18 protein-coding genes, 2 tRNA genes and 2 rRNA genes are annotated in these 22581 nt (G+C 56.9%); 10 read left to right on the top strand and 12 right to left on the bottom strand.

The window, feature by feature from the left end; genetic code table 11:
* Window positions 1–26: 26 nt before the first annotated feature.
* The 5 genes from HU730_RS24445 to tyrS form a co-directional block, all read right to left on the bottom strand.
* Window positions 27–2918, bottom strand: a 23S ribosomal RNA gene (locus tag HU730_RS24445).
* Between the two features lie 238 nt (window positions 2919–3156).
* Window positions 3157–3232: transfer RNA gene (locus tag HU730_RS24440), tRNA-Ala, on the bottom strand.
* Between the two features lie 10 nt (window positions 3233–3242).
* Window positions 3243–3319: transfer RNA gene (locus HU730_RS24435), tRNA-Ile, on the bottom strand.
* Window positions 3320–3443: 124 nt separating this feature from the next.
* A 16S ribosomal RNA gene (locus tag HU730_RS24430) occupies window positions 3444–4980 on the bottom strand.
* The 16S and 23S rRNA genes sit together here with 2 tRNA genes alongside, the layout of an rRNA operon.
* 490 nt (window positions 4981–5470) lie before the next feature.
* Complete coding sequence (gene tyrS, locus HU730_RS24425) at window positions 5471–6676, bottom strand: tyrosine--tRNA ligase (protein WP_096144478.1); 1206 nt, start codon at window positions 6674–6676, stop codon at window positions 5471–5473.
* 209 nt (window positions 6677–6885) lie between these two features.
* On the opposite strand from tyrS, the gene HU730_RS24420 reads away from it, so the two are divergent.
* A complete protein-coding gene (locus tag HU730_RS24420; protein ID WP_060764006.1) occupies window positions 6886–8298 on the top strand; it encodes a peptidoglycan DD-metalloendopeptidase family protein in 1413 nt (470 codons plus the stop codon).
* 3 nt (window positions 8299–8301) lie between these two features.
* On the top strand, window positions 8302–9393 hold the full coding sequence (locus tag HU730_RS24415; protein ID WP_060764005.1) for an anhydro-N-acetylmuramic acid kinase: 1092 nt from the start codon (window positions 8302–8304) through the stop codon (window positions 9391–9393).
* A 64-nt stretch (window positions 9394–9457) separates the two neighbouring features.
* On the opposite strand, the gene erpA is transcribed toward HU730_RS24415, so the two are convergent.
* A complete protein-coding gene (erpA, locus tag HU730_RS24410) occupies window positions 9458–9808 on the bottom strand; it encodes an iron-sulfur cluster insertion protein ErpA (protein WP_003176443.1) in 351 nt (116 codons plus the stop codon).
* A gap of 165 nt (window positions 9809–9973) precedes the next feature.
* A complete protein-coding gene (gene argC / locus HU730_RS24405; RefSeq protein WP_014720162.1) occupies window positions 9974–11008 on the bottom strand; it encodes an N-acetyl-gamma-glutamyl-phosphate reductase in 1035 nt (344 codons plus the stop codon).
* A gap of 134 nt (window positions 11009–11142) precedes the next feature.
* Here argC and hemJ point away from each other — a divergent pair, with 134 nt between their 5' ends.
* From hemJ to coq7, 6 genes are all read left to right on the top strand, one after another.
* Window positions 11143–11571 (top strand): protoporphyrinogen oxidase HemJ, encoded by a 429-nt coding sequence (gene hemJ, locus HU730_RS24400; protein ID WP_003194674.1) that lies wholly within the window; start codon window positions 11143–11145, stop codon window positions 11569–11571.
* A 24-nt stretch (window positions 11572–11595) separates the two neighbouring features.
* On the top strand, window positions 11596–12558 hold the full coding sequence (locus HU730_RS24395; protein ID WP_014720163.1) for a nitronate monooxygenase family protein: 963 nt from the start codon (window positions 11596–11598) through the stop codon (window positions 12556–12558).
* Between the two features lie 68 nt (window positions 12559–12626).
* Window positions 12627–13583 carry a DUF805 domain-containing protein gene (locus HU730_RS24390; RefSeq protein WP_186527634.1) on the top strand — a complete coding sequence of 319 codons (957 nt, stop codon included), beginning with the start codon at window positions 12627–12629 and terminating at the stop codon, window positions 13581–13583.
* A 61-nt stretch (window positions 13584–13644) separates the two neighbouring features.
* The gene (locus HU730_RS24385; protein WP_186527633.1) at window positions 13645–14433 is read left to right on the top strand and encodes an SDR family oxidoreductase; all 789 of its coding nucleotides are present in this window, start codon (window positions 13645–13647) and stop codon (window positions 14431–14433) included.
* A 45-nt stretch (window positions 14434–14478) separates the two neighbouring features.
* A complete protein-coding gene (locus tag HU730_RS24380) occupies window positions 14479–14817 on the top strand; it encodes a histidine triad nucleotide-binding protein (protein ID WP_003194682.1) in 339 nt (112 codons plus the stop codon).
* A gap of 85 nt (window positions 14818–14902) precedes the next feature.
* Window positions 14903–15550 carry a 2-polyprenyl-3-methyl-6-methoxy-1,4-benzoquinone monooxygenase gene (gene coq7, locus HU730_RS24375; protein ID WP_003194684.1) on the top strand — a complete coding sequence of 216 codons (648 nt, stop codon included), beginning with the start codon at window positions 14903–14905 and terminating at the stop codon, window positions 15548–15550.
* A 47-nt stretch (window positions 15551–15597) separates the two neighbouring features.
* Here coq7 and HU730_RS24370 read toward each other — a convergent pair whose 3' ends face one another.
* Window positions 15598–16020, bottom strand: a complete 423-nt coding sequence (locus HU730_RS24370; protein WP_003194686.1) for an OsmC family protein — start codon at window positions 16018–16020, stop codon at window positions 15598–15600.
* A 245-nt stretch (window positions 16021–16265) separates the two neighbouring features.
* Here HU730_RS24370 and crp point away from each other — a divergent pair, with 245 nt between their 5' ends.
* Window positions 16266–16910, top strand: a complete 645-nt coding sequence (gene crp, locus HU730_RS24365; protein ID WP_054896815.1) for a cAMP-activated global transcriptional regulator CRP — start codon at window positions 16266–16268, stop codon at window positions 16908–16910.
* Here the strand turns inward: crp and HU730_RS24360 are convergent.
* The 4 genes from HU730_RS24360 to HU730_RS24345 are packed head-to-tail and all read right to left on the bottom strand — an operon-like array spanning window position 16907 to window position 20138.
* Window positions 16907–17602: a lipoate--protein ligase family protein gene (locus HU730_RS24360; protein WP_054896806.1), complete on the bottom strand. Its 696-nt coding sequence runs from the start codon at window positions 17600–17602 to the stop codon at window positions 16907–16909. The two genes, crp and HU730_RS24360, sit on opposite strands and share 4 nt — an antisense overlap.
* 50 nt (window positions 17603–17652) lie before the next feature.
* A complete protein-coding gene (gene trpC / locus HU730_RS24355) occupies window positions 17653–18489 on the bottom strand; it encodes an indole-3-glycerol phosphate synthase TrpC (RefSeq protein ID WP_186527632.1) in 837 nt (278 codons plus the stop codon).
* Window positions 18486–19535 carry an anthranilate phosphoribosyltransferase gene (trpD, locus tag HU730_RS24350; protein ID WP_003194694.1) on the bottom strand — a complete coding sequence of 350 codons (1050 nt, stop codon included), beginning with the start codon at window positions 19533–19535 and terminating at the stop codon, window positions 18486–18488. The genes trpC and trpD overlap by 4 nt, the downstream gene beginning before the upstream one ends.
* A 9-nt stretch (window positions 19536–19544) precedes the next feature.
* Complete coding sequence (locus tag HU730_RS24345; protein ID WP_044269431.1) at window positions 19545–20138, bottom strand: aminodeoxychorismate/anthranilate synthase component II; 594 nt, start codon at window positions 20136–20138, stop codon at window positions 19545–19547.
* A gap of 411 nt (window positions 20139–20549) precedes the next feature.
* On the opposite strand from HU730_RS24345, the gene estP reads away from it, so the two are divergent.
* Entirely contained in the window at window positions 20550–22472 is a 1923-nt protein-coding gene (gene estP / locus HU730_RS24340) for an esterase EstP (RefSeq protein ID WP_186527631.1), read from the top strand.
* Window positions 22473–22581: the final 109 nt, after the last annotated feature.

Genomic DNA, 22581 nt, shown 5'->3' with positions numbered 1-22581 from the left:
TTCGACTCAAATTGCTTGGGTGTTATATGGTCAAGCCTCACGGGCAATTAGTATTGGTTAGCTCAACGCCTCACAGCGCTTACACACCCAACCTATCAACGTCGTAGTCTTCGACGGCCCTTCAGGGAACTCAAGGTTCCAGTGAGATCTCATCTTGAGGCTAGTTTCCCGCTTAGATGCTTTCAGCGGTTATCTATTCCGAACATAGCTACCCGGCAATGCCACTGGCGTGACAACCGGAACACCAGAGGTTCGTCCACTCCGGTCCTCTCGTACTAGGAGCAGCCCCTCTCAAATCTCAAACGTCCACGGCAGATAGGGACCGAACTGTCTCACGACGTTCTAAACCCAGCTCGCGTACCACTTTAAATGGCGAACAGCCATACCCTTGGGACCGGCTTCAGCCCCAGGATGTGATGAGCCGACATCGAGGTGCCAAACACCGCCGTCGATATGAACTCTTGGGCGGTATCAGCCTGTTATCCCCGGAGTACCTTTTATCCGTTGAGCGATGGCCCTTCCATACAGAACCACCGGATCACTAAGACCTACTTTCGTACCTGCTCGACGTGTCTGTCTCGCAGTCAAGCGCGCTTTTGCCTTTATACTCTACGACCGATTTCCGACCGGTCTGAGCGCACCTTCGTACTCCTCCGTTACTCTTTAGGAGGAGACCGCCCCAGTCAAACTACCCACCATACACTGTCCTCGATCCGGATAACGGACCTGAGTTAGAACCTCAAAGTTGCCAGGGTGGTATTTCAAGGATGGCTCCACGCAGACTGGCGTCCACGCTTCAAAGCCTCCCACCTATCCTACACAAGCAAATTCAAAGTCCAGTGCAAAGCTATAGTAAAGGTTCACGGGGTCTTTCCGTCTAGCCGCGGATACACTGCATCTTCACAGCGATTTCAATTTCACTGAGTCTCGGGTGGAGACAGCGCCGCCATCGTTACGCCATTCGTGCAGGTCGGAACTTACCCGACAAGGAATTTCGCTACCTTAGGACCGTTATAGTTACGGCCGCCGTTTACCGGGGCTTCGATCAAGAGCTTCGCGTTAGCTAACCCCATCAATTAACCTTCCGGCACCGGGCAGGCGTCACACCCTATACGTCCACTTTCGTGTTTGCAGAGTGCTGTGTTTTTAATAAACAGTCGCAGCGGCCTGGTATCTTCGACCGGCATGAGCTTACGGAGCAAGTCCTTCACCCTCACCGGCGCACCTTCTCCCGAAGTTACGGTGCCATTTTGCCTAGTTCCTTCACCCGAGTTCTCTCAAGCGCCTTGGTATTCTCTACCCAACCACCTGTGTCGGTTTGGGGTACGGTTCCTGGTTACCTGAAGCTTAGAAGCTTTTCTTGGAAGCATGGCATCAACCACTTCGTTACCTAAAAGGTAACTCGTCATCAGCTCTCGGCCTTAGAATCCCGGATTTACCTAAGATTCCAGCCTACCACCTTAAACTTGGACAACCAACGCCAAGCTGGCCTAGCCTTCTCCGTCCCTCCATCGCAATAACCAGAAGTACAGGAATATTAACCTGTTTTCCATCGACTACGCTTTTCAGCCTCGCCTTAGGGACCGACTAACCCTGCGTCGATTAACGTTGCGCAGGAAACCTTGGTCTTTCGGCGTGGGTGTTTTTCACACCCATTATCGTTACTCATGTCAGCATTCGCACTTCTGATACCTCCAGCAAGCTTCTCAACTCACCTTCACAGGCTTACAGAACGCTCCTCTACCGCATCACTTACGTGATACCCGTAGCTTCGGTGTATGGTTTGAGCCCCGTTACATCTTCCGCGCAGGCCGACTCGACTAGTGAGCTATTACGCTTTCTTTAAAGGGTGGCTGCTTCTAAGCCAACCTCCTAGCTGTCTAAGCCTTCCCACATCGTTTCCCACTTAACCATAACTTTGGGACCTTAGCTGACGGTCTGGGTTGTTTCCCTTTTCACGACGGACGTTAGCACCCGCCGTGTGTCTCCCATGCTCGGCACTTGTAGGTATTCGGAGTTTGCATCGGTTTGGTAAGTCGGGATGACCCCCTAGCCGAAACAGTGCTCTACCCCCTACAGTGATACATGAGGCGCTACCTAAATAGCTTTCGAGGAGAACCAGCTATCTCCGAGCTTGATTAGCCTTTCACTCCGATCCACAGGTCATCCGCTAACTTTTCAACGGTAGTCGGTTCGGTCCTCCAGTTAGTGTTACCCAACCTTCAACCTGCCCATGGATAGATCGCCCGGTTTCGGGTCTATTCCCAGCGACTAGACGCCCTATTAAGACTCGCTTTCGCTACGCCTCCCCTATTCGGTTAAGCTCGCCACTGAAAATAAGTCGCTGACCCATTATACAAAAGGTACGCAGTCACCCAACAAAGTGGGCTCCCACTGCTTGTACGCATACGGTTTCAGGATCTATTTCACTCCCCTCTCCGGGGTTCTTTTCGCCTTTCCCTCACGGTACTAGTTCACTATCGGTCAGTCAGTAGTATTTAGCCTTGGAGGATGGTCCCCCCATATTCAGACAAAGTTTCTCGTGCTCCGTCCTACTCGATTTCATGACTAAGAGATTTTCGCGTACAGGGCTATCACCCACTATGGCCGCACTTTCCAGAGCGTTCCGCTAATCTCAAAGCCACTTAAGGGCTAGTCCCCGTTCGCTCGCCACTACTAAGGGAATCTCGGTTGATTTCTTTTCCTCAGGGTACTTAGATGTTTCAGTTCCCCTGGTTCGCCTCTTGCACCTATGTATTCAGTACAAGATAACCATCTTATGATGGCTGGGTTCCCCCATTCAGACATCTCCGGATCAAAGTCTGTTTGCCGACTCCCCGAAGCTTTTCGCAGGCTACCACGTCTTTCATCGCCTCTGACTGCCAAGGCATCCACCGTATGCGCTTCTTCACTTGACCATATAACCCCAAGCAATCTGGTTATACTGTGAAGACGACATTCGCCGAAAATTCGAATTTCTCAATTAAGAGAACTCACAAATTTTACCTTAGCCTGATCCGTTACCAGTGAAAGTAACGTTCAGTCTATCTTTCTATCACATACCCAAATTTTTAAAGAACGATCTAATCAAAGACTAGAAATCAATATTCACTTCAGAATATTCATTTCTAAACTCTAACAAGTAGAAGCAGTTAATGGTGGAGCCAAACGGGATCGAACCGTTGACCTCCTGCGTGCAAGGCAGGCGCTCTCCCAGCTGAGCTATGGCCCCATAACAAAATTGGTGGGTCTGGGCAGATTCGAACTGCCGACCTCACCCTTATCAGGGGTGCGCTCTAACCAACTGAGCTACAGACCCAATTTCGAGCGCGTAACTGATTAGCTAAGAGCTATCAGCTTGGAGCTTAAAGCTGCTTCTATCGTCTTCTTCAATGAATCAAGCAATTCGTGTGGGAACTTATGGAGCAGCTGATGTCGTCGATTAAGGAGGTGATCCAGCCGCAGGTTCCCCTACGGCTACCTTGTTACGACTTCACCCCAGTCATGAATCACACCGTGGTAACCGTCCTCCCGAAGGTTAGACTAGCTACTTCTGGTGCAACCCACTCCCATGGTGTGACGGGCGGTGTGTACAAGGCCCGGGAACGTATTCACCGCGACATTCTGATTCGCGATTACTAGCGATTCCGACTTCACGCAGTCGAGTTGCAGACTGCGATCCGGACTACGATCGGTTTTATGGGATTAGCTCCACCTCGCGGCTTGGCAACCCTCTGTACCGACCATTGTAGCACGTGTGTAGCCCAGGCCGTAAGGGCCATGATGACTTGACGTCATCCCCACCTTCCTCCGGTTTGTCACCGGCAGTCTCCTTAGAGTGCCCACCATTACGTGCTGGTAACTAAGGACAAGGGTTGCGCTCGTTACGGGACTTAACCCAACATCTCACGACACGAGCTGACGACAGCCATGCAGCACCTGTCTCAATGTTCCCGAAGGCACCAATCTATCTCTAGAAAGTTCATTGGATGTCAAGGCCTGGTAAGGTTCTTCGCGTTGCTTCGAATTAAACCACATGCTCCACCGCTTGTGCGGGCCCCCGTCAATTCATTTGAGTTTTAACCTTGCGGCCGTACTCCCCAGGCGGTCAACTTAATGCGTTAGCTGCGCCACTAAAAGCTCAAGGCTTCCAACGGCTAGTTGACATCGTTTACGGCGTGGACTACCAGGGTATCTAATCCTGTTTGCTCCCCACGCTTTCGCACCTCAGTGTCAGTATTAGTCCAGGTGGTCGCCTTCGCCACTGGTGTTCCTTCCTATATCTACGCATTTCACCGCTACACAGGAAATTCCACCACCCTCTACCATACTCTAGTCAGTCAGTTTTGAATGCAGTTCCCAGGTTGAGCCCGGGGATTTCACATCCAACTTAACAAACCACCTACGCGCGCTTTACGCCCAGTAATTCCGATTAACGCTTGCACCCTCTGTATTACCGCGGCTGCTGGCACAGAGTTAGCCGGTGCTTATTCTGTCGGTAACGTCAAAATTGCAGAGTATTAATCTACAACCCTTCCTCCCAACTTAAAGTGCTTTACAATCCGAAGACCTTCTTCACACACGCGGCATGGCTGGATCAGGCTTTCGCCCATTGTCCAATATTCCCCACTGCTGCCTCCCGTAGGAGTCTGGACCGTGTCTCAGTTCCAGTGTGACTGATCATCCTCTCAGACCAGTTACGGATCGTCGCCTTGGTGAGCCATTACCCCACCAACTAGCTAATCCGACCTAGGCTCATCTGATAGCGCAAGGCCCGAAGGTCCCCTGCTTTCTCCCGTAGGACGTATGCGGTATTAGCGTCCGTTTCCGAACGTTATCCCCCACTACCAGGCAGATTCCTAGGCATTACTCACCCGTCCGCCGCTCTCAAGAGAAGCAAGCTTCTCTCTACCGCTCGACTTGCATGTGTTAGGCCTGCCGCCAGCGTTCAATCTGAGCCATGATCAAACTCTTCAGTTCAAACATCTTTGGGTTTTTAAGAAACCCTAAACTTGGCTCAGCAATCGTTGGTTACATCTTTGATTTCTCGCGGAGTAACTTGTGATGCTGATAATCTTGTTGACTATCAGTCTGACTCCACAAGCACCCACACGAATTGCTTGATTCAGTTGTTAAAGAGCGGTTGGTTAAGATCTTTCGTCTCAACCGAGGCGCGCATTCTACAGCAGCCTCATTTGCTGTCAAGTGGTTATTTTCAGAAGTTTTCGAAGATTTCTTCAACAACTTCAACCACTTGCGCTTGCGATCTCTCGTAAGCTGGAGGCGAATTCTACAGCGTTACACGCTGCTGTCAACACCTCTTTTTCAACTTCCTTTCGGCTTCGATGAACTGAAGCAACTTGCTGCCGAAAACTGCATAACTCATTGTTTACAAAGGAGTTTTCCGTTTCGACTGCGCCGGAAGTGGGGCGAATTATAGACAGTTATAATTCGCCGTCAACACCTATTTTCAGACTTGTTCGGATTTGAGCGTAATACGCGCAAATGCCTTCTTCCCCGCCTGGCAAACGTGAGTCGCGCCCAGCTCGTATATAAAGGTGCGATCAACCACCTCACCATCTATACGTACACCGCCCGAACCCAAGAGATCACGCGCGACCGCCGAATTCTTCACCAGGCCAGCCTTATTAAGCACAGCCGCAATCGGCATCGCCTCAGCAGCACTCAATTCAATCTCCGGCAGATCGTCAGGCAGCTCGCCGTCTTTCATGCGATTACCTGCCGCGCGGTGAGCGCTGGCCGCAGCCTCCTCACCATGGAAACGCGCAACGATTTCTTCAGCCAGCTTAATCTTCACATCGCGAGGATTAGCACCCGCCTCGACATCCGCACGCAGCGCATTGATCTCGTCCATCGAGCGGAAGCTCAACAGCTCGAAGTAGCGCCACATCAGCGCATCCGGAATAGACACCAACTTACCGTACATCACACCTGGTGCTTCCTGGATACCGACATAGTTCCCCAGAGACTTGGACATCTTCTTGACGCCATCCAAGCCTTCCAACAGCGGCATGGTCAGAATGCACTGAGCCTCCTGACCATAGGCGCGTTGCAATTCACGCCCCATCAGCAGGTTGAACTTCTGATCGGTGCCACCCAACTCAACGTCCGCGCGCAGCGCCACCGAGTCGTACCCTTGAACCAGCGGGTAAAGGAACTCATGGATGGCGATTGGCTGATTGGTCGAGTAGCGCTTGTCGAAGTCATCGCGCTCGAGCATGCGTGCCACGGTGTACTGGGACGTCAGACGAATGAAATCTGCCGGCCCCATTTTGTCCATCCAAGTGGAGTTGAACGCCACCTCAGTCTTGGCTGGATCAAGGATCTTGAATACCTGGGTCTTGTAGGTCTCGGCATTATCGAGCACCTGCTCACGAGTCAGCGGCGGGCGCGTAGCGCTCTTGCCGCTTGGATCACCGATCATCCCAGTGAAGTCACCTATGAGGAAGATGACCTGATGGCCCAACTCCTGAAACTGACGCAGCTTATTAATAAGCACGGTATGACCCAGGTGCAGATCCGGCGCAGTCGGATCAAAGCCAGCCTTGATACGCAGGGGTTGGCCACGCTTGAGCTTTTCGATCAGCTCGGCCTCGACCAACAGTTCTTCCGCACCACGTTTTATCAGCGCTAGCTGCTCTTCAACCGACTTCATAACAGACCCGCAAGGCTCAGATTCAAAAGGGAACCAACCATACAAGATCAGGGACTAATTACAAGTTTTGCCCTGCGCACGGACACCGTTCAGCAAGCCCAGCGTTCGCGAGCTTGCGCCACAGATGATTTGGTTATATTTTATACAGTTATTTCATCTTCATCATGTCATTCATCTTTTCCATTTCATCTTCAAAGTCAAAATTACTTATGACCACTGAACCGTCTAAAGCGCCGCCGCTTTACCCGAAGACCCACCTGCTCGCCGCAAGTGGTATCGCCGCCCTTCTCAGCCTGGCACTGCTGGTATTCCCTTCCAGTGACGTTGAAGCCAAACGAACATCCCTGAGCCTCGATCTGGAAAGCCCAGTTGAACAACTGACACAAGATCAAGACGCTTCCGACGCTCAACAAGCCACAAATGCTCCGGCCGAATCACCTTTCGCACAGATCGAAAGCACTCCAGAAGACACTCAACAAGCCACCCAGGAAGCACCTGCGGCAGCCGCAGCCAAGAATCCCCAGCACCGCGAAGTCATCGTGGGCAAAGGCGACACACTATCTACCCTGTTCGAAAAGGTTGGATTGCCTGCCGTTGCTGTAAATGAAGTGCTCGCCAGCGATAAGCAAGCCAAGCAATTCACTCAGCTCAAACGTGGCCAAAAGCTCGAGTTTGAGCTGACGCCAGACGGCCAGCTGAACAACCTGCACACCAGTATCAGCGACCTGGAAAGCATCAGCCTGAGCAAAGGCGCCAAAGGCTTCGCATTCAACCGAATCACCACCAAACCCGTCATGCGTTCCGCCTACGTACATGGCGTGATCAACAGCTCCCTGTCGCAATCGGCCGCGCGTGCGGGCCTGTCGCACAGCATGACCATGGACATGGCCAGCGTATTTGGCTACGACATCGACTTTGCCCAGGACATCCGTCAAGGCGATGAGTTCGACGTGATCTACGAGCAGAAAGTAGCCAACGGAAAAGTCGTGGGCACTGGCAACATTCTGTCTGCACGCTTCACCAACCGTGGCAAAACCTACACTGCTGTGCGCTACACCAACAAACAAGGCAACAGCAGCTACTACACAGCTGATGGCAACAGCATGCGCAAGGCCTTCATCCGTACCCCCGTTGACTTTGCTCGTATTAGCTCGCGTTTCTCCATGGGTCGCAAGCATCCAATTCTGAACAAAATTCGCGCACACAAGGGCGTCGACTATGCCGCGCCGCGTGGCACGCCAATCAAAGCGGCGGGCGACGGCAAGGTCTTGTTGGCAGGGCGCCGTGGTGGTTACGGCAATACGGTGATCATCCAGCACGGCAACACTTACCGCACGCTGTACGGCCACATGCAAGGCTTTGCCAAGGGCGTCAAGACTGGCGGCAACGTGAAACAGGGGCAAGTGATCGGCTACATCGGCACTACCGGCCTCTCCACCGGCCCGCACTTGCATTACGAGTTCCAGGTCAACGGCGTACACGTCGACCCATTGGGCCAGAAGCTGCCGATGGCTGACCCGATTGCCAAGGCCGAACGCGCGCGCTTCATGCAGCAGAGCCAGCCGCTGATGGCACGCATGGATCAAGAGCGCTCCACCATGCTGGCTTCGGCGAAGCGTTAAGGTATGCCGCTCTATATCGGTGTGATGTCCGGGACCAGCCTCGACGGCCTGGATATCGCCCTTATCGAACAAGGCGCGGCGGTCAATCTGATCGCCACCCATTACATCCCGATGCCTGACGCCTTGCGCACAGAACTGCTGAGCCTATGCGCCAGTGGCCCGGATGAAATCGCCCGCTCGGCAATTGCACAGCAACAATGGGTAATGCTCGCTGCGCAAGGCATCCACGCCTTGCTGGATCAACAGAACCTCAAGCCTCAGGACATTCGGGCGATTGGTAGCCATGGTCAGACGATTCGCCATGAACCCTCCCGAGGCTTTACCGTTCAGATCGGCAACCCCGCCCTTCTCACCGAGCTGACAGACATCACCGTCGTCAGCGACTTCCGCAGCCGCGATGTCGCCGCCGGCGGCCAAGGCGCTCCTTTGGTTCCAGCCTTTCATGAAGCCTTGTTCGGCGAACAGACGGGCAATCGCGCGGTATTGAATGTCGGCGGGTTCAGCAACCTCAGCCTGATCGAGACGGGCAAGCCTGTCGCCGGTTTCGACTGCGGCCCGGGTAACGTCCTCCTCGATGCCTGGATTAACCTGCAGCGCGGCGAACACTTTGATCGGAACGGGCAATGGGCGGCCAGCGGCAAGGTCCAGTCCCAACTGCTCAATACGCTGCTCAGCGATCCGTTCTTCATGACCAAAGGCCCGAAAAGCACGGGCCGCGAAGTGTTCAACCTGGCCTGGCTGCAGCAGCACCTTGGCCGTTTGCCCGCCTTTGAACCCCAAGACGTACAGGCCACCCTGCTGGAACTGACGGCCCTGACCATCGTCGAGTCCCTGCAAAGCGCCCAGACTGACACAACAACCTTGTTGATCTGCGGCGGCGGCGCCCATAACGGGGCACTGATGAGCCGGCTGACAACGTTGCTGCCTTCCACTCATGTCAGCACTACAGCGGCCTACGGCGTAGATCCTGACTGGGTAGAAGCAATGGCCTTCGCCTGGCTGGCACATTGTTGCCTGGAAGGCATCGCCGCCAATCGCCCCAGCGTCACTGGCGCACGTGGGCTTCGAGTGCTTGGCGCGATCTACCCCGCCTGACCCCAGACAGCAAAACGCCGCTTGGCCCGTAAAAGCCAAGCGGCGTTTTTGTACCTGCTACCGATCAGATCGAGAACGAAGACCCGCAACCACATGTCGTGGTGGCATTAGGGTTCTTGATCACGAAACGCGAGCCTTCCAGACCTTCCTGATAATCCACCTCGGCACCTGCCAGGTATTGGAAGCTCATCGGATCCACGACCAGGCTCACACCCTCGCGCTCAACGATAGTGTCGTCATCGGCCACATCTTCATCGAAGGTAAAACCGTACTGAAACCCTGAACAACCGCCGCCCGTAACGAATACGCGCAGCTTCAAGCGATCATTACCCTCTTCATCGACCAGGCTCTTCACCTTGTGCGCAGCACCGTGGGTGAATTGCAAAGCCGTGGGGGTGAAGGATTCAACGCTCATGCTGATAATCTCCCGGCGTAGCGCCGCCATATGCGTAATGGCCGGTATTATCCGCTTCTCCTAGAAAAGCGGTCAACTATTGTTACGGTATATCAATCCGCCCAGCGACCATTAAAAATGCAAAAGGCCCAATCAACGGGCCTTTTGCGCAACGGTGAGCCCGCGTTAAGGCAACATCCCCGCGTGGGACAGGCCCAACTTCTCGTCCAGGCCGAACAGGATATTCATGTTCTGCACCGCCTGGCCCGAAGCGCCCTTGACCAGGTTGTCGATCACCGACAACACCACCACCAGGTCGCCATCCTGCGGACGATGCACCGCAATACGGCACACATTGGCACCACGCACGCTGCGCGTTTCCGGATGGCTACCGGCCGGCATCACATCGACGAACGGCTCATTGGCATAACGCTTTTCAAACAGCGCCTGCAGGTCTACCGAGCGATCAGTGACGGTCGCATACAGCGTGGAGTGAATCCCGCGGATCATCGGTGTCAGGTGCGGCACGAAGGTCAGCCCCACATCCTGGCCGGCAGCGCGACGCAAGCCCTGGCGGATTTCCGGCAAGTGCCTATGACCTTTTACCGCATAGGCCTTCATGCTTTCCGACGTTTCGGAGTAAAGCGAACCTACCGCCGCACCACGGCCCGCACCACTGACGCCCGACTTGCAGTCCGCGATCAGGCGCGACGCATCCGCCAAGCCAGCCTCCAGCAATGGCAGAAAGCCCAATTGCGTCGCCGTCGGATAGCAACCCGGCACTGCAATCAGGCGCGCTTGCTTGATCTGCTCACGATTGACTTCCGGCAGGCCGTAAACCGCCTCTTCCAACAGCTGCGGCGCACCATGGGGCTGGCCGTACCATTTGGCCCACTCATCGGCGTCTTGCAGGCGGAAGTCTGCCGACAAGTCGATAACCTTGGTACCGGCCGCCAGCAGCTCACCGGCCAGAGCATGGGCGACACCGTGAGGCGTGGCGAAGAACACCACGTCGCAGGCACCCAGGGTCTTGGTGTCCGGCACACTGAACGCCAGACCGTCATAGTGGCCTCGCAGGTTCGGGTACATATCGGCCACGGCCAGCCCGGCTTCGGATCGGGAAGTGATGACCACCACCTCAGCTTGCGGATGCTGAGCCAACAGACGCAGCAATTCGACACCGGTGTAACCCGTGCCGCCGACGATACCGACCTTGACCATAAACCTGCCCTCAACGAACCCACTGGAAAGCCGTCGATAATAGGGGCCGTATCGTCCTGCGACAACCGTCAACGTGACGTACGGGCGCATGAGCCACTACTATCTTCGCTACCGTGAACCTGGGAATAACTAAAATGCTCTATCTATGGGTCAAAGCCTTCCATATCGTCAGCATCGTTTGCTGGTTTGCCGGGCTGTTCTACCTGCCGCGCCTGTTCGTCTACCACGCCCAAAGCGAAGACACCGTCAGCAAGGAACGCTTCAGCATCATGGAGCGCAAGTTGTACCGGGGCATCATGGGCCCGGCGATGGTTGCCACACTGGTCTTCGGCATCTGGATGCTGGCCCTCAACCCCGGCATTTTCCAGTCGGGCGCCTGGATCCACGCCAAGCTGACCCTGGTCGTCCTGCTGATTGGCTACCATCACATGTGCGGCGCACAGGTAAAGCGCTTCGCCCGTGGCGAAAACACCCGCAGCCATGTCTTTTATCGCTGGTTCAATGAAGTCCCGGTTCTGATATTGCTGGCTATCGTAATTTTGGTCGTGGTCAAACCGTTCTAACGTCAATTACTCGGGGAACCTCCAATGTCGCTGCCCGCTCTGCTGGAACAACGTCTGCGCCTGCCCGTGGTGGCCGCGCCGATGTTTCTGATCTCTAATCCGCAACTGGTCCTGGCCTGCTGTCGCAACGGGGTAGTTGGGAGTTTCCCGGCGCTCAACCAACGCGAAAGCAGTGGCTTCAAGGCCTGGCTGGAAGAAATCGAAGCGGGTCTGGCTCAGTTGGACAACCCTGCGCCCTATGCCGTGAACCTGATCGTGCACAACAGCAACCCGCGCCTGGAGGCAGACCTGGCGATCTGCGTCGAGCACAAGGTGCCCATCGTCATCACCAGTCTCGGTGCGGTAAAGGAGTTGGTGGACGCGGTTCATAGCTACGGCGGCCTGGTATTTCATGACGTCACTACCCGACGCCATGCCGAGAAAGCCGCCGAGGCGGGTGTTGATGGCCTCATTGCCGTCGCCGCTGGTGCGGGTGGCCACGCTGGCACCTGGAGCCCCTTTTCACTGATTGCCGAAATTCGCCAGTTCTTCGACAAAACCCTACTGCTGGCGGGCTGCCTTAACCATGGGCACGAAATCCTCGCCGCCCAGGTGCTGGGGGCAGACCTGGCATATTTCGGCACGCGCTTTATCGGCACCACCGAAAGCCAGGCACCGGATGCCTATAAGGAGATGCTGCTCACATCGCGCGCCGCCGACATCGTGCACACTCCAGCAGTCTCCGGCGTACCTGCCAGCTTCATGCGCCAGAGCCTGGAAAATGCCGGGTTTGACCTCGCTGCGCTTCAAGGCAAAGGTGAAGTCAACTTCGGTTCCAAGCTCAAGCCATTGAGCGATGAGGCCAAAGCGTGGAAAACTGTATGGTCTGCTGGCCAAGGCGTCGGTGAGATCAATGATGTACCCAGTGTGGATGACCTCGTTGCCCGCCTGGATGCCGAATACCGCAAAGCACGCGAGCACGCCGCGCAACTGCGCTGGCCACGCTGACCCACTGGCAGGCCTGCCGATTGGACAGGCCTGCATACTCTCCCTGATTACGTGACAAGGATGCCCGCATGAGCGACAGCCGTTTCAAGATTGTGTTTGACGGAGCCTTGCGCCCAGGTGTCGAAAGCACCACCGCCAAGCTGAACCTCGCCGAGTTATTCAAAAGCGATGTTGAAGCGATCGAAAAGCTCTTCACCGGCCGCCCCGTCGCGCTCAAGCGCGACCTGTCCCACCCCGACGCGCAAACTTACCTCACGGCACTGCACAACGCCGGGGTCGACGCTCGCATCGAGGCCGAACAACCTGTGGCATTCAGCCTGGCAGAAACCCACGAAACAAGCTCGTCAACCGCTGACCGCGCCGCCGCCTCACCTTATGCTCCCCCACGCGCTGCCGTTGGCGACGACCTGCCGGAGTTCGCAACCCTCAAGGTCTTCACCATCCACGGGCGCATCGGGCGCCTGCGCTACCTGGCCTGGACGCTGGCACTGACCGTCGCGATGTTGGTGGCAGCGGGCATCATCAGTACGGTGGGCTTCGCGGTGGCGACAGCCTCGCCAACCATCGCCATCATTATTGGCTCGCTGCTGGGTTTCGCGCTGTTTGTGGCATTGGTAGTGGTGAGCGTGCAAATCGGCGTGCAGCGCCTGCATGACCTGGGCTGGTCTGGCTGGCTGTACCTGCTCAACCTGGTTCCGCTGGTAAACAGCGTATTCCCACTCCTATTGCTGGTATTGCCAGGCAATACGGGCGCCAACCAGTACGGCGCGCCACCACCACGCAACTCCACTGCGGTGAAAATCCTGGCCTCGCTGTGGCTGGCGTTCATTCCCTTGATGCTCATCATCGTCGTCACCCTGGGTATGAATGGCTACCTGGACCAGCTTGAAGCCAACATGGACAGCAGCTACGAAAGCAGCTCCATTACCTCCGATGCAGACGCCGATCAAAGCGCTATCGTTGACGAAGCCGAAGCGCAAAGTGCTGACGATGCAGCCGAACCTGTAGACTCTCCAGAACAGTGAAGAAACGCCCGCCGCCTGTGACGCACTGTCATAGGCCGGTGGCGTTGCGATGGAGAAAGGCATGACCCGTTACGCTCTGATCACCGGCGCCTCCAGTGGCATCGGCCTGGCATTGGCCGAGGCCTTGGCACGGCGCGGCCGTAGCTTGATTCTGGTGGCCCGTCAGCGTGATCAGTTGGAAAGCATTGCATTGGAGTTGACCCAACGCTTCGGCGTCGAGGTGCTGTTTCGTGCCTGTGATTTGGGCGAGCCGCTGCGTTTGTCCGGCTTTTTGCTGGAACTCGAAGAGGGTGAGCGGCAGATCGACCTGCTGGTCAACTGCGCCGGCATCGGCACCAGCGGGCCGTTCCTGGCCCAGGACTGGATGACCGAGCAGGACCTCATCGAAGTCAACATCCTGGCCTTGACCCGCATGTGCCACGCACTGGGCAATGCGATGGCCCTGCATGGCGGCGGGCAAATCCTCAATGTGGCTTCGGTCGCCGCCTTCCAGCCTGGGCCGTGGATGAGCAGCTACTACGCCAGCAAAGCCTACGTATTGCACTTCTCCGAAGGGTTGCGCGAAGAATTGAAGACCTGCGGCATCAAGGTTTCAGTGCTGTGCCCCGGCCCCACGCGCACCGCATTCTTCGGCACCGCGCAGATGGATACGGCGAAACTCGACCGCAGCCAGCAGCTGATGAGCCCGGAAGAAGTCGCGCTGTACACCGTGCGGGCGCTGGAAAAGAACAAGGCCATCATCATTCCCGGGCGCCGCAATCGTTGGCTGACGTTCAGCCCACGCCTGAGCCCCCGCTGGCTCACCCGCATAATTGCCGGCGCCATCAACAAAGCCTATTGCCCACGCTGATGGCCTACGTACACTCACCTCACCTTTCACGATGGAGATACAGCTGTGGATACTCTGTTCACCAAGATCATCAACAGGGAAATACCGGCGAAGATCATCTATGAAGATGACCAAGTCCTGGCTTTTCACGATATCGCCCCGCAGGCGCCAGTGCATTTCCTGGTTATCCCGAAAAAGCCCATTCGTACCCTCAACGACCTGACCGAGGACGATAAGGCGCTGGCCGGCCATATCCTGTTCACCGCCCAACGCCTGGCCGTGGAACAAGGCTGCGAAAAAGGCTTTCGTGTGGTGATGAATTGCAATGAAGACGGCGGGCAAACCGTTTACCACATCCATATGCACGTGCTGGGTCAGCGCCAGATGAACTGGCCACCGGGCTGAGTGCACAAGGGCAAATTGACTCAGCACAAACGCTGGACGCTCTCTTGCGGTAAACTGGCCGCCGAGATTCTTCCCGGAGGTCAGCATGACTACCCAACGTCACTACTCGCCGATTGACCGTCTGTTGCTGCAAGCCGACATGGCCATGCGCACCCTGCTGCCATTCAGCGGCCAGCCCTACCGTCCATCGCCCGCCATCGTGCAGCCGGATGTACAGCTGAGCGAGACCGATACCCGTCACGTCGCTGGCCTGATGCGCATCAACCATACCGGCGAAGTCTGTGCCCAGGCGTTGTACCAGGGCCAGGCGCTGACCGCCAAGTTGCCACAGGTACGCACGGCGATGGAGCATGCGGCCGAGGAAGAGATCGACCATCTGGCCTGGTGCGAACAACGCATCCGCCAGTTGGGCAGCCATCCCAGCGTGCTCAATCCACTGTTTTATGGCTTGTCGTTTGGTATCGGCGCGGCTGCCGGGCTGATCAGCGACAAAGTCAGCCTGGGGTTTGTGGCCGCGACAGAACATCAGGTGTGCAAGCACCTGGACGAACACCTGGAGCAACTGCCGGCCGAAGACGAAAAGTCACGGGCCATTCTTGAGCAGATGCGCATCGATGAAGAACACCACGCAGAGAGCGCGCTGGACGCGGGCGGCTTCCGCTTTCCAGCCCCGGTACGGTTCGGCATGAGCCTGTTGGCCAAGGTCATGACCAAAAGCACTTATCGAATCTGAACCGAAAAAAAGGGCGCCCGAAGCGCCCTTTCTTTTGCCTGCTGCAATCAACCCAGCTCGATGATTTCGTAGTCGTGGGTAATGACCACGCCCGCGGCCCCCAGCATGATCGATGCTGAGCAGTACTTCTCGGCCGACAGCTCGATGGCACGCTTGACCTGGGCTTCTTTCAGCGCCCGGCCCTTGACCACGAAATGCATATGAATCTTGGTGAAAACCTTGGGGTCTTCAGTGGCGCGCTCGGCCTCCAGGAAGGCTTCGCAGCTTTCCACGGCTTGCCGGGACTTCTTCAAGATGCTGACCACGTCGAAATTGCTGCAACCGCCCACACCCAGCAGCAACATTTCCATGGGGCGTACACCCAGGTTCCGACCGCCGGCTTCCGGCGGGCCATCCATAACCACCACGTGGCCGCTGCCCGACTCACCGAGGAACATGGCTTCGCCCGCCCATTGGATGCGTGCCTTCATCGCCCAGACTCCACTGCTAAAAAAGGGTCGCCAGCTTAGCACAGGGCCTTGAAACAGCAGCGCTCTGCATAAATTCGATAAATGACAGCGTTTGCCGCTAAATTGGCTAATCGCGACAGAAGGTGTCTGGTAAGCTGGCGCCAAATGAATGGCGCATGGCCATGACTTGTACAGCGTATATCAATGAGATGCCGCTGGATAAAAACAACGCCAACGACACCGCGCAGTCTTTTCGGGATACAACCATGGTTGCTCTTACTCCCACACCCAAGATCAAGAACCTCGACAAGCTGTTGCTGCATTGCCAGCGCCGACGTCATCCGGCCAAGCACAACATCATCTGCGCCGGCGAGCGCTCAGAAACCCTGTTCTTCATCATCAAGGGCTCAGTCACCATTCTGATCGAGGATGAGGATGGCCGTGAGATGATCATTGCCTACCTCAACGCCGGAGACTTCTTCGGGGAGCTGGGTTTGTTTGAACAAGCAGGCAAAGAGCAGGAACGTAGTGCTTGGGTACGGGCCAAAGTTGAGTGCGAAGTGGCCGAAATCAGCTATGCGAAATTTCGCGAATTGGCCCAGCATGATCCGGACATCTTGTACGCCCTGAGCGGCCAGATCGCCCAGCGCCTGCGTGACACCACCCGCAAAGTCGGCGACCTGGCGTTCTTTGATGTCACCGGCCGCGTCGCTCGCTGCCTGCTGGAGCTATGCAAGCAACCCGATGCCATGACCCATCCCGACGGCATGCAGATCAAAGTCACGCGCCAGGAGATCGGACGTATTGTCGGGTGTTCGCGGGAAATGGTCGGCCGCGTGCTCAAGGATTTGGAAGAACGCAACCTGGTGCATGTCAAAGGCAAGACAATGGTGGTATTTGGTACCCGTTAAACCGGCAGGAAGCCAGTCAGCATCTGCCGGTACAACGTGTCGAGCCGACTGATCGCGTCCGGCGCGGGAAACGCTTCGTGCAGTGCGATATGGCTATCGGCGCGAACCCGCTGCTCCAAGCCGCAGGCTTGATTGAAGCGGTTGACCGCCGCAATCAATTCCTCCCGATCATTCTCCAGCAACATCGCCCCGTGCACCAACCCGACCGGGCGGCCACCGCTTTGTCGCCAACGCTGGGCAGTGCCCACCATTTTGCGGCCATTGAGGTTGACGTTGTAACGACCGTCGCAAAAAGCACCGTCAATTTCGCCGACGGACGCATCGCCACCCAACTCGATCAACAGATCACAGATCGGTTGGCACAAACGCTGATAGCCGGTTTCGATGCGCCCCTGGTCGCCTTCGCTACGCGGTGGGGCATAGACCAGGGCGATGTTGACCGTGGCGCCGGACTGCGGCACCGGCTCACCGCCGGTTTCACGCAGCAATACCGGCCAACCCGCATCGGCCGAAACCTGGCTCGCCACCGCGAATGCCGGCAGCCGGCTCAAACGGCGCGGCATGACCAGTGCTTGGTCACTGGGCTGCCAGAACAGCAATCCGAATGCCTGCTCACCCGCGCAAACGGCTGCCAATAGGTCTTGCTCGGCGGCAAGGCCAGCTTCGACAGTCATGATCACGGGCTGGAGCATCGAACACCTACCTGAATAAACACAAAACCAATGTAGGAGCGTATTTCAAATCAGTCTAGTGTCGAACCGCTGATCGTCGTACCGCGCTCCGGGAAGAACAAACGCTGCAGTTCCGCCCCCGGGTTCTCGGCGCGCATAAAGGTCTCGCCCACCAGGAACGAGTACACACCACTGATTTCCATCAATTCCACATCGGCGCGATTGACGATGCCACTCTCGGTAATCACCAAGCGATCGCGCGGAATACGCGGCAGCAGGTCGAGGGTAGTTTCCAGGCTGACGTCGAAGGTATGCAGGTTACGGTTGTTGACGCCCACCAGCGGAGTATCGAGGGTCTTCAATGCGCGCTCCAGCTCGTCGCCGTCATGCACTTCGACCAACACGTCCAGGCCGACGCTTTTGGCCACGGCCGCCAGCTCGGCCATCTTCACGTCATCCAATGCCGAGACAATCAGCAACACGCAGTCGGCACCCAAGGCACGAGCTTCGACGATTTGGTACGGGTCGATCATGAAATCCTTGCGGATCACCGGCAGCTTGCACGCAGCGCGCGCCTGTTGCAGGAACGGGTCGGAACCCTGGAAGTAGTCAATATCCGTCAGCACAGACAAGCAGGTTGCCCCACCCTTCTCGTAACTGACGGCGATCTCAGCGGGTACGAAGTGTTCGCGAATCACGCCTTTGCTCGGCGAGGCTTTCTTGACCTCGGCGATCACGGCCGGCTGCTTGAGCTTGGCCTGGGCGATCAAGGCATTGGCAAAGCCGCGTGGTGCCTCGGCGCTTTTCGCCTGCGCTTCCCACTCGGCCAGGCTCACGCGGGCGCGGCGCTCGGCCACTTCTTCAGCCTTACGGGCCAGGATCTTTTCCAGAACAGTTGGCACACTCATCCTTCATTCTCCATCTTGAATACGGCGGTGAATGCTCCCAGCTCTTCGAGCTTCTCACGAGCCAGGCCGGTGTGCAGCGCATCGTGGGCCAAGGCGACACCTTCCTTGAGACTATAGGCATGGTCAGCGGCGTAAAGGGCTGCGCCAGCATTAAGCACAATCATCTCCGCAGCTTTTTGACCGTTTTCGGTCTTGCGACGCCCCAGGGCATCACGAATCAATTCCAACGAAGCTGCCGGGCTTTCCACCGCCAGGCCGTGCAAGCTCTGGCTTTTCATACCCAGGTCTTCGGGCTCGACCCAATATTCGGTGACCTCGTCGTTCTTCAGCTCCGCCACGAAGGTCGGCGCCGCCAGGCTGAATTCGTCGAGGCCATCCTTGGAATGCACCACCAGCACATGCTTGCTGCCCAGGCGCTGCAAGACTTCGGCCAGCGGCCGGCACAGCGCCTGGCTGAACACGCCTACCACCTGGTGCTTCACACCGGCCGGATTCGTAAGCGGGCCGAGCATGTTGAACAGGGTACGCAAGCCAAGGTCCTTACGCGGGCCGGCAGCGTGTTTCATTGCGCCATGATGGGACTGAGCAAACATGAAGCCGATACCAACGCTGTCAATGCAGCGCGCTACTTGCACCGGCGTGAGGTTCAGGTAAATACCGGCCGCTTCCAGCAAGTCGGCACTGCCGCTCTTGCCAGACACTGCACGGTTACCGTGCTTGGCGACGGTGCAACCAGCGGCGGCCACCACAAAAGATGAGGCGGTCGACACGTTGAAAATATTCGCACCGTCACCGCCGGTACCCACCACATCGACGACGCCGTCGAGAGTCTTGAGCTCGACCTTGTCCGCCAGCTCACGCATCACCGACACCGCACCGACTATTTCGTCGATGCTTTCGCTCTTCATGCGCATCGCCATCATAAAGGCGCCGATCTGGGCATCGGTGCATTGGCCGGTCATGATCTCGCGCATCACATCGCTCATTTCCGCGGTGCTAAGGTCCAGATGGCCGACGATACGGCTCAGGGCAGTCTTGATATCCATGAAAAGTCCTTAGCGCGTGCCGCCGCTCTGCTTGAGAAAGTTGGCGAACAGCTCGTAGCCCTGCTCGGTCAGGATTGATTCAGGGTGAAATTGCACCCCTTCGATGTTCAGCGTCTTGTGACGCAAGCCCATGATCTCGTCGACCGAGCCGTCTTCCAATTGGGTCCAGGCGGTCAGTTCCAGGCATTCGGGCAAGGTTTCACGCTTGACCACCAGTGAGTGGTAACGGGTCACGGTCACCGGCAGGTTCAGGCCCTGGAACACACCCAGGTCACGATGGAACACCGGGCTGGTCTTGCCGTGCATGACCTCCCGCGCGCGCACCACATCACCGCCAAACGCCTGGCCGATGGACTGGTGGCCCAGGCAGACGCCCAAGATCGGCAGCTTGCCGGCGAAATACTGGATAGCTTCCAGAGAGATGCCCGCTTCGGTCGGCGTGCACGGGCCAGGTGAGACGACGATGCGCTCGGGGTTCAACGCGGCGATTTCGGCAACAGTGAGTTCATCGTTGCGCACCACCTTGACCTCGGCACCCAGCTCGCCCAGGTACTGCACAACGTTGTAGGTAAAGGAGTCGTAGTTATCAATCATCAGCAACATGTGGGTTCAAACCTCTTGAATTCACTGATTTCAAATGACCGCCTTCCAAGAGTGTGACCCGCTGCCAGACGCACGTTCCGGTTGCCAGGGTGAGTTGGCAAGGGGCGTCAGGCAACGGGTGAAGAAGGCAAATCGGTACAGGTCCGGCCAGGCCGGCAGAGAAAAATGTCAGGCGCGCCAACGCCAACGGGCGTGTGCCTTGACTACTCGCATCAAGAGTTTGCTGATGATCAACACGGGGAGGGTCTCATTCATACGTTCAGGCACAGTAACGTAGGCTCGCCAGCGGTGCAATATGGAGCCGCAAATACGGGGGCCAACGTAGGCAGATTCCACATATCCCTACAGAAAATGCTAGAAATTTTGCTAGTGTTTCACTTCCAACATAAAAACAACCGAATGGAATCTTGCATGCTCAGACCAGCGTTTTTCACGCCCCTTGCCGGCTGCCTCCTGTCATTGGCCTGCGCCCAGGCGTTCGCAGCCCCGTCACCTTATTCAACTATGGTGGTTTTCGGCGACAGCCTGGCTGATGCAGGCCAGTTTCCCGACGGTTCGGCCGGTGCCACGTTGCGCTTTACCAATCGAACCGGGGCGAACTTCCAGGGTGAGTACGGCCTGGTCTCCTCAACCCTATTGGGTGCCAAATTGGGGGTAGCCCCCAATGACCTGAATGCCTCCACCTCACCCGTTCGCGCAGCCCAAGGTTTGCCAGACGGGAACAACTGGGCAGTGGGTGGTTACCGTACCGACAATATCCTCGACTCTATTACCTCAGTCTCCGATGCTGCGATTCCCCCCGGCAATGCCGGTGGTGGCACCGTGTTGCGCAGCCGGCAGGGCTATTTGCCGGCCAATGGTGGGAGAGCTGACCCGAACGCGCTCTACTTCCTTTCCGGTGGGGGCAACGACTTCCTCCAAGGCCGGGTACTCAGCCCCGCTCAAGCGGTCGCCGCAGGTGGGCGTCTGGCGGACAGCGCCCAGGCCCTGCAACAAGCCGGCGCACGCTACATCATGGTCTGGATGCTACCCGACCTGGGGCTGACGCCGGCCATCAACGGCACCCCACAGCAAGCAGCGACCTCGGCCCTGAGCAATATTTTCAACCAGTCCCTGGTACAGCGCCTGTCACAAGTGGATGCGCAGGTCATTCCGCTGAACATCCCGCTGTTGTTGAACGAGGCTTTCGCCGATCCGGCCCGCTTCGGCCTCGCCACCGGCCAGAACCTGACCGGCACCTGCTTCAGCGGCAACAGTTGCACCGCCAACCCAACCTACGGCATCGGCGGTACCAATCCGGACCCAACCAAGCTGATCTACAACGACTCGGTCCACCCTACTGTGGCCGGGCAACGCTTGATTGCCGACTACGCCTATTCGCTACTCACCGCGCCGTGGGAACTGACCTTGCTGCCGGAAATGGCCCAAGGCACATTGCGCGCCCACCAGGACGAGCTGCGTAACCAATGGCAAGCGGACAACGGCAGTTGGCAAGCCGTCGGCCAATGGCGCGCCATAGTGGCCGGCGGCGGCCAACGCCTGGATTTCGATGATCAGAGCAGCTCGGCCAGTGGCGACGGCAGCGGCTACAACCTGAATATCGGTGGCAGCTACCGGCTCGATGAAAACTGGCGCGTGGGCGTTGCCGCTGGCCTGTATCGGCAGACCCTCGAAGCCGGTGCCAATGATTCGGACTACAAGCTCAACAGCTATATGGGCACGGCTTTCGCTCAGTATCAGCAAAATCACTGGTGGGCCGATGCCGCATTGACCGGCGGCAAGCTGGACTTCGACAGCCTCAAGCGCAAGTTCGCCCTGGGTGTCAGTGAAGGCTCGGAGAAAGGTGATACCGATGGCTGGCTCTGGGCACTGAGCGGCCGCGTGGGGTATGACATCGCCACACCGGGCAGCGACTGGCACCTGTCGCCGTTCATCAGCGCCGATTACGCGCGGGTTGAAGTCAATGGTTACTCGGAGAAAAACAGCCGCTCCACCGCCCTGACCTTTGATGATCAACAACGCGACTCCAAGCGCCTGGGCGTCGGCCTGCAAGGCAGCTACCGCATCGCGCCCCAAACCCAGGTTTTTGGCGAAGTTGCACACGAGCATGAGTTTGAAAATGACACCCAGAAGGTGAACATTTCGCTCAACAGCGTCCAGGGAATCGACTTCAAGCTGGACGGCTATACGCCTCGCAGTAACTCTGACCGCTTGAGCCTGGGTGTCAGCCACAAGCTGACTCAGGACCTGGCACTGCGCGCGGCGTATAACCTGAGGAAGGATGACAATTTGACCCAGCAAGGCATCAATGTCGGGGTCAGTCTGGATTTCTAAATACTGCGCAAAACAAATGTGGGAGCTGGCTTGCCTGCGATGGCGGAGTGTCAGTCATACAGGTATTGGCTGATCCACCGCTATCGCAGGCAAGCCCGCACATTTTTTA

The organism is Pseudomonas sp. SWRI22 (assembly GCF_014268395.2).
GTDB lineage: Bacteria > Pseudomonadota > Gammaproteobacteria > Pseudomonadales > Pseudomonadaceae > Aquipseudomonas > Aquipseudomonas paracarnis.
Note: the sequence above shows the minus strand (reverse complement) of the source record. Positions and strands in the feature narration are given on the sequence as shown.

Excerpts from the sequence above, each read along its gene's own strand:
- estP (WP_186527631.1), top strand. The coding sequence starts at position 20,550 with ATGCTCAGACCAGCGTTTTTCACGCCCCTTGCCGGCTGCCTCCTGTCA.
- HU730_RS24370 (WP_003194686.1), bottom strand. The coding sequence starts at position 16,020 with ATGAAGGCACGCATCCAATGGGCGGGCGAAGCCATGTTCCTCGGTGAG.
- HU730_RS24390 (WP_186527634.1), top strand. The coding sequence starts at position 12,627 with ATGAGCGACAGCCGTTTCAAGATTGTGTTTGACGGAGCCTTGCGCCCA.
- tyrS (WP_096144478.1), bottom strand. The coding sequence starts at position 6,676 with ATGAAGTCGGTTGAAGAGCAGCTAGCGCTGATAAAACGTGGTGCGGAA.
- HU730_RS24385 (WP_186527633.1), top strand. The coding sequence starts at position 13,645 with ATGACCCGTTACGCTCTGATCACCGGCGCCTCCAGTGGCATCGGCCTG.
- argC (WP_014720162.1), bottom strand. The coding sequence starts at position 11,008 with ATGGTCAAGGTCGGTATCGTCGGCGGCACGGGTTACACCGGTGTCGAA.
- hemJ (WP_003194674.1), top strand. The coding sequence starts at position 11,143 with ATGCTCTATCTATGGGTCAAAGCCTTCCATATCGTCAGCATCGTTTGC.
- HU730_RS24415 (WP_060764005.1), top strand. The coding sequence starts at position 8,302 with ATGCCGCTCTATATCGGTGTGATGTCCGGGACCAGCCTCGACGGCCTG.
- HU730_RS24360 (WP_054896806.1), bottom strand. The coding sequence starts at position 17,602 with ATGCTCCAGCCCGTGATCATGACTGTCGAAGCTGGCCTTGCCGCCGAG.
- coq7 (WP_003194684.1), top strand. The coding sequence starts at position 14,903 with ATGACTACCCAACGTCACTACTCGCCGATTGACCGTCTGTTGCTGCAA.
- HU730_RS24345 (WP_044269431.1), bottom strand. The coding sequence starts at position 20,138 with ATGTTGCTGATGATTGATAACTACGACTCCTTTACCTACAACGTTGTG.
- HU730_RS24395 (WP_014720163.1), top strand. The coding sequence starts at position 11,596 with ATGTCGCTGCCCGCTCTGCTGGAACAACGTCTGCGCCTGCCCGTGGTG.
- trpD (WP_003194694.1), bottom strand. The coding sequence starts at position 19,535 with ATGGATATCAAGACTGCCCTGAGCCGTATCGTCGGCCATCTGGACCTT.
- trpC (WP_186527632.1), bottom strand. The coding sequence starts at position 18,489 with ATGAGTGTGCCAACTGTTCTGGAAAAGATCCTGGCCCGTAAGGCTGAA.
- crp (WP_054896815.1), top strand. The coding sequence starts at position 16,266 with ATGGTTGCTCTTACTCCCACACCCAAGATCAAGAACCTCGACAAGCTG.
- erpA (WP_003176443.1), bottom strand. The coding sequence starts at position 9,808 with ATGAGCGTTGAATCCTTCACCCCCACGGCTTTGCAATTCACCCACGGT.
- HU730_RS24420 (WP_060764006.1), top strand. The coding sequence starts at position 6,886 with ATGACCACTGAACCGTCTAAAGCGCCGCCGCTTTACCCGAAGACCCAC.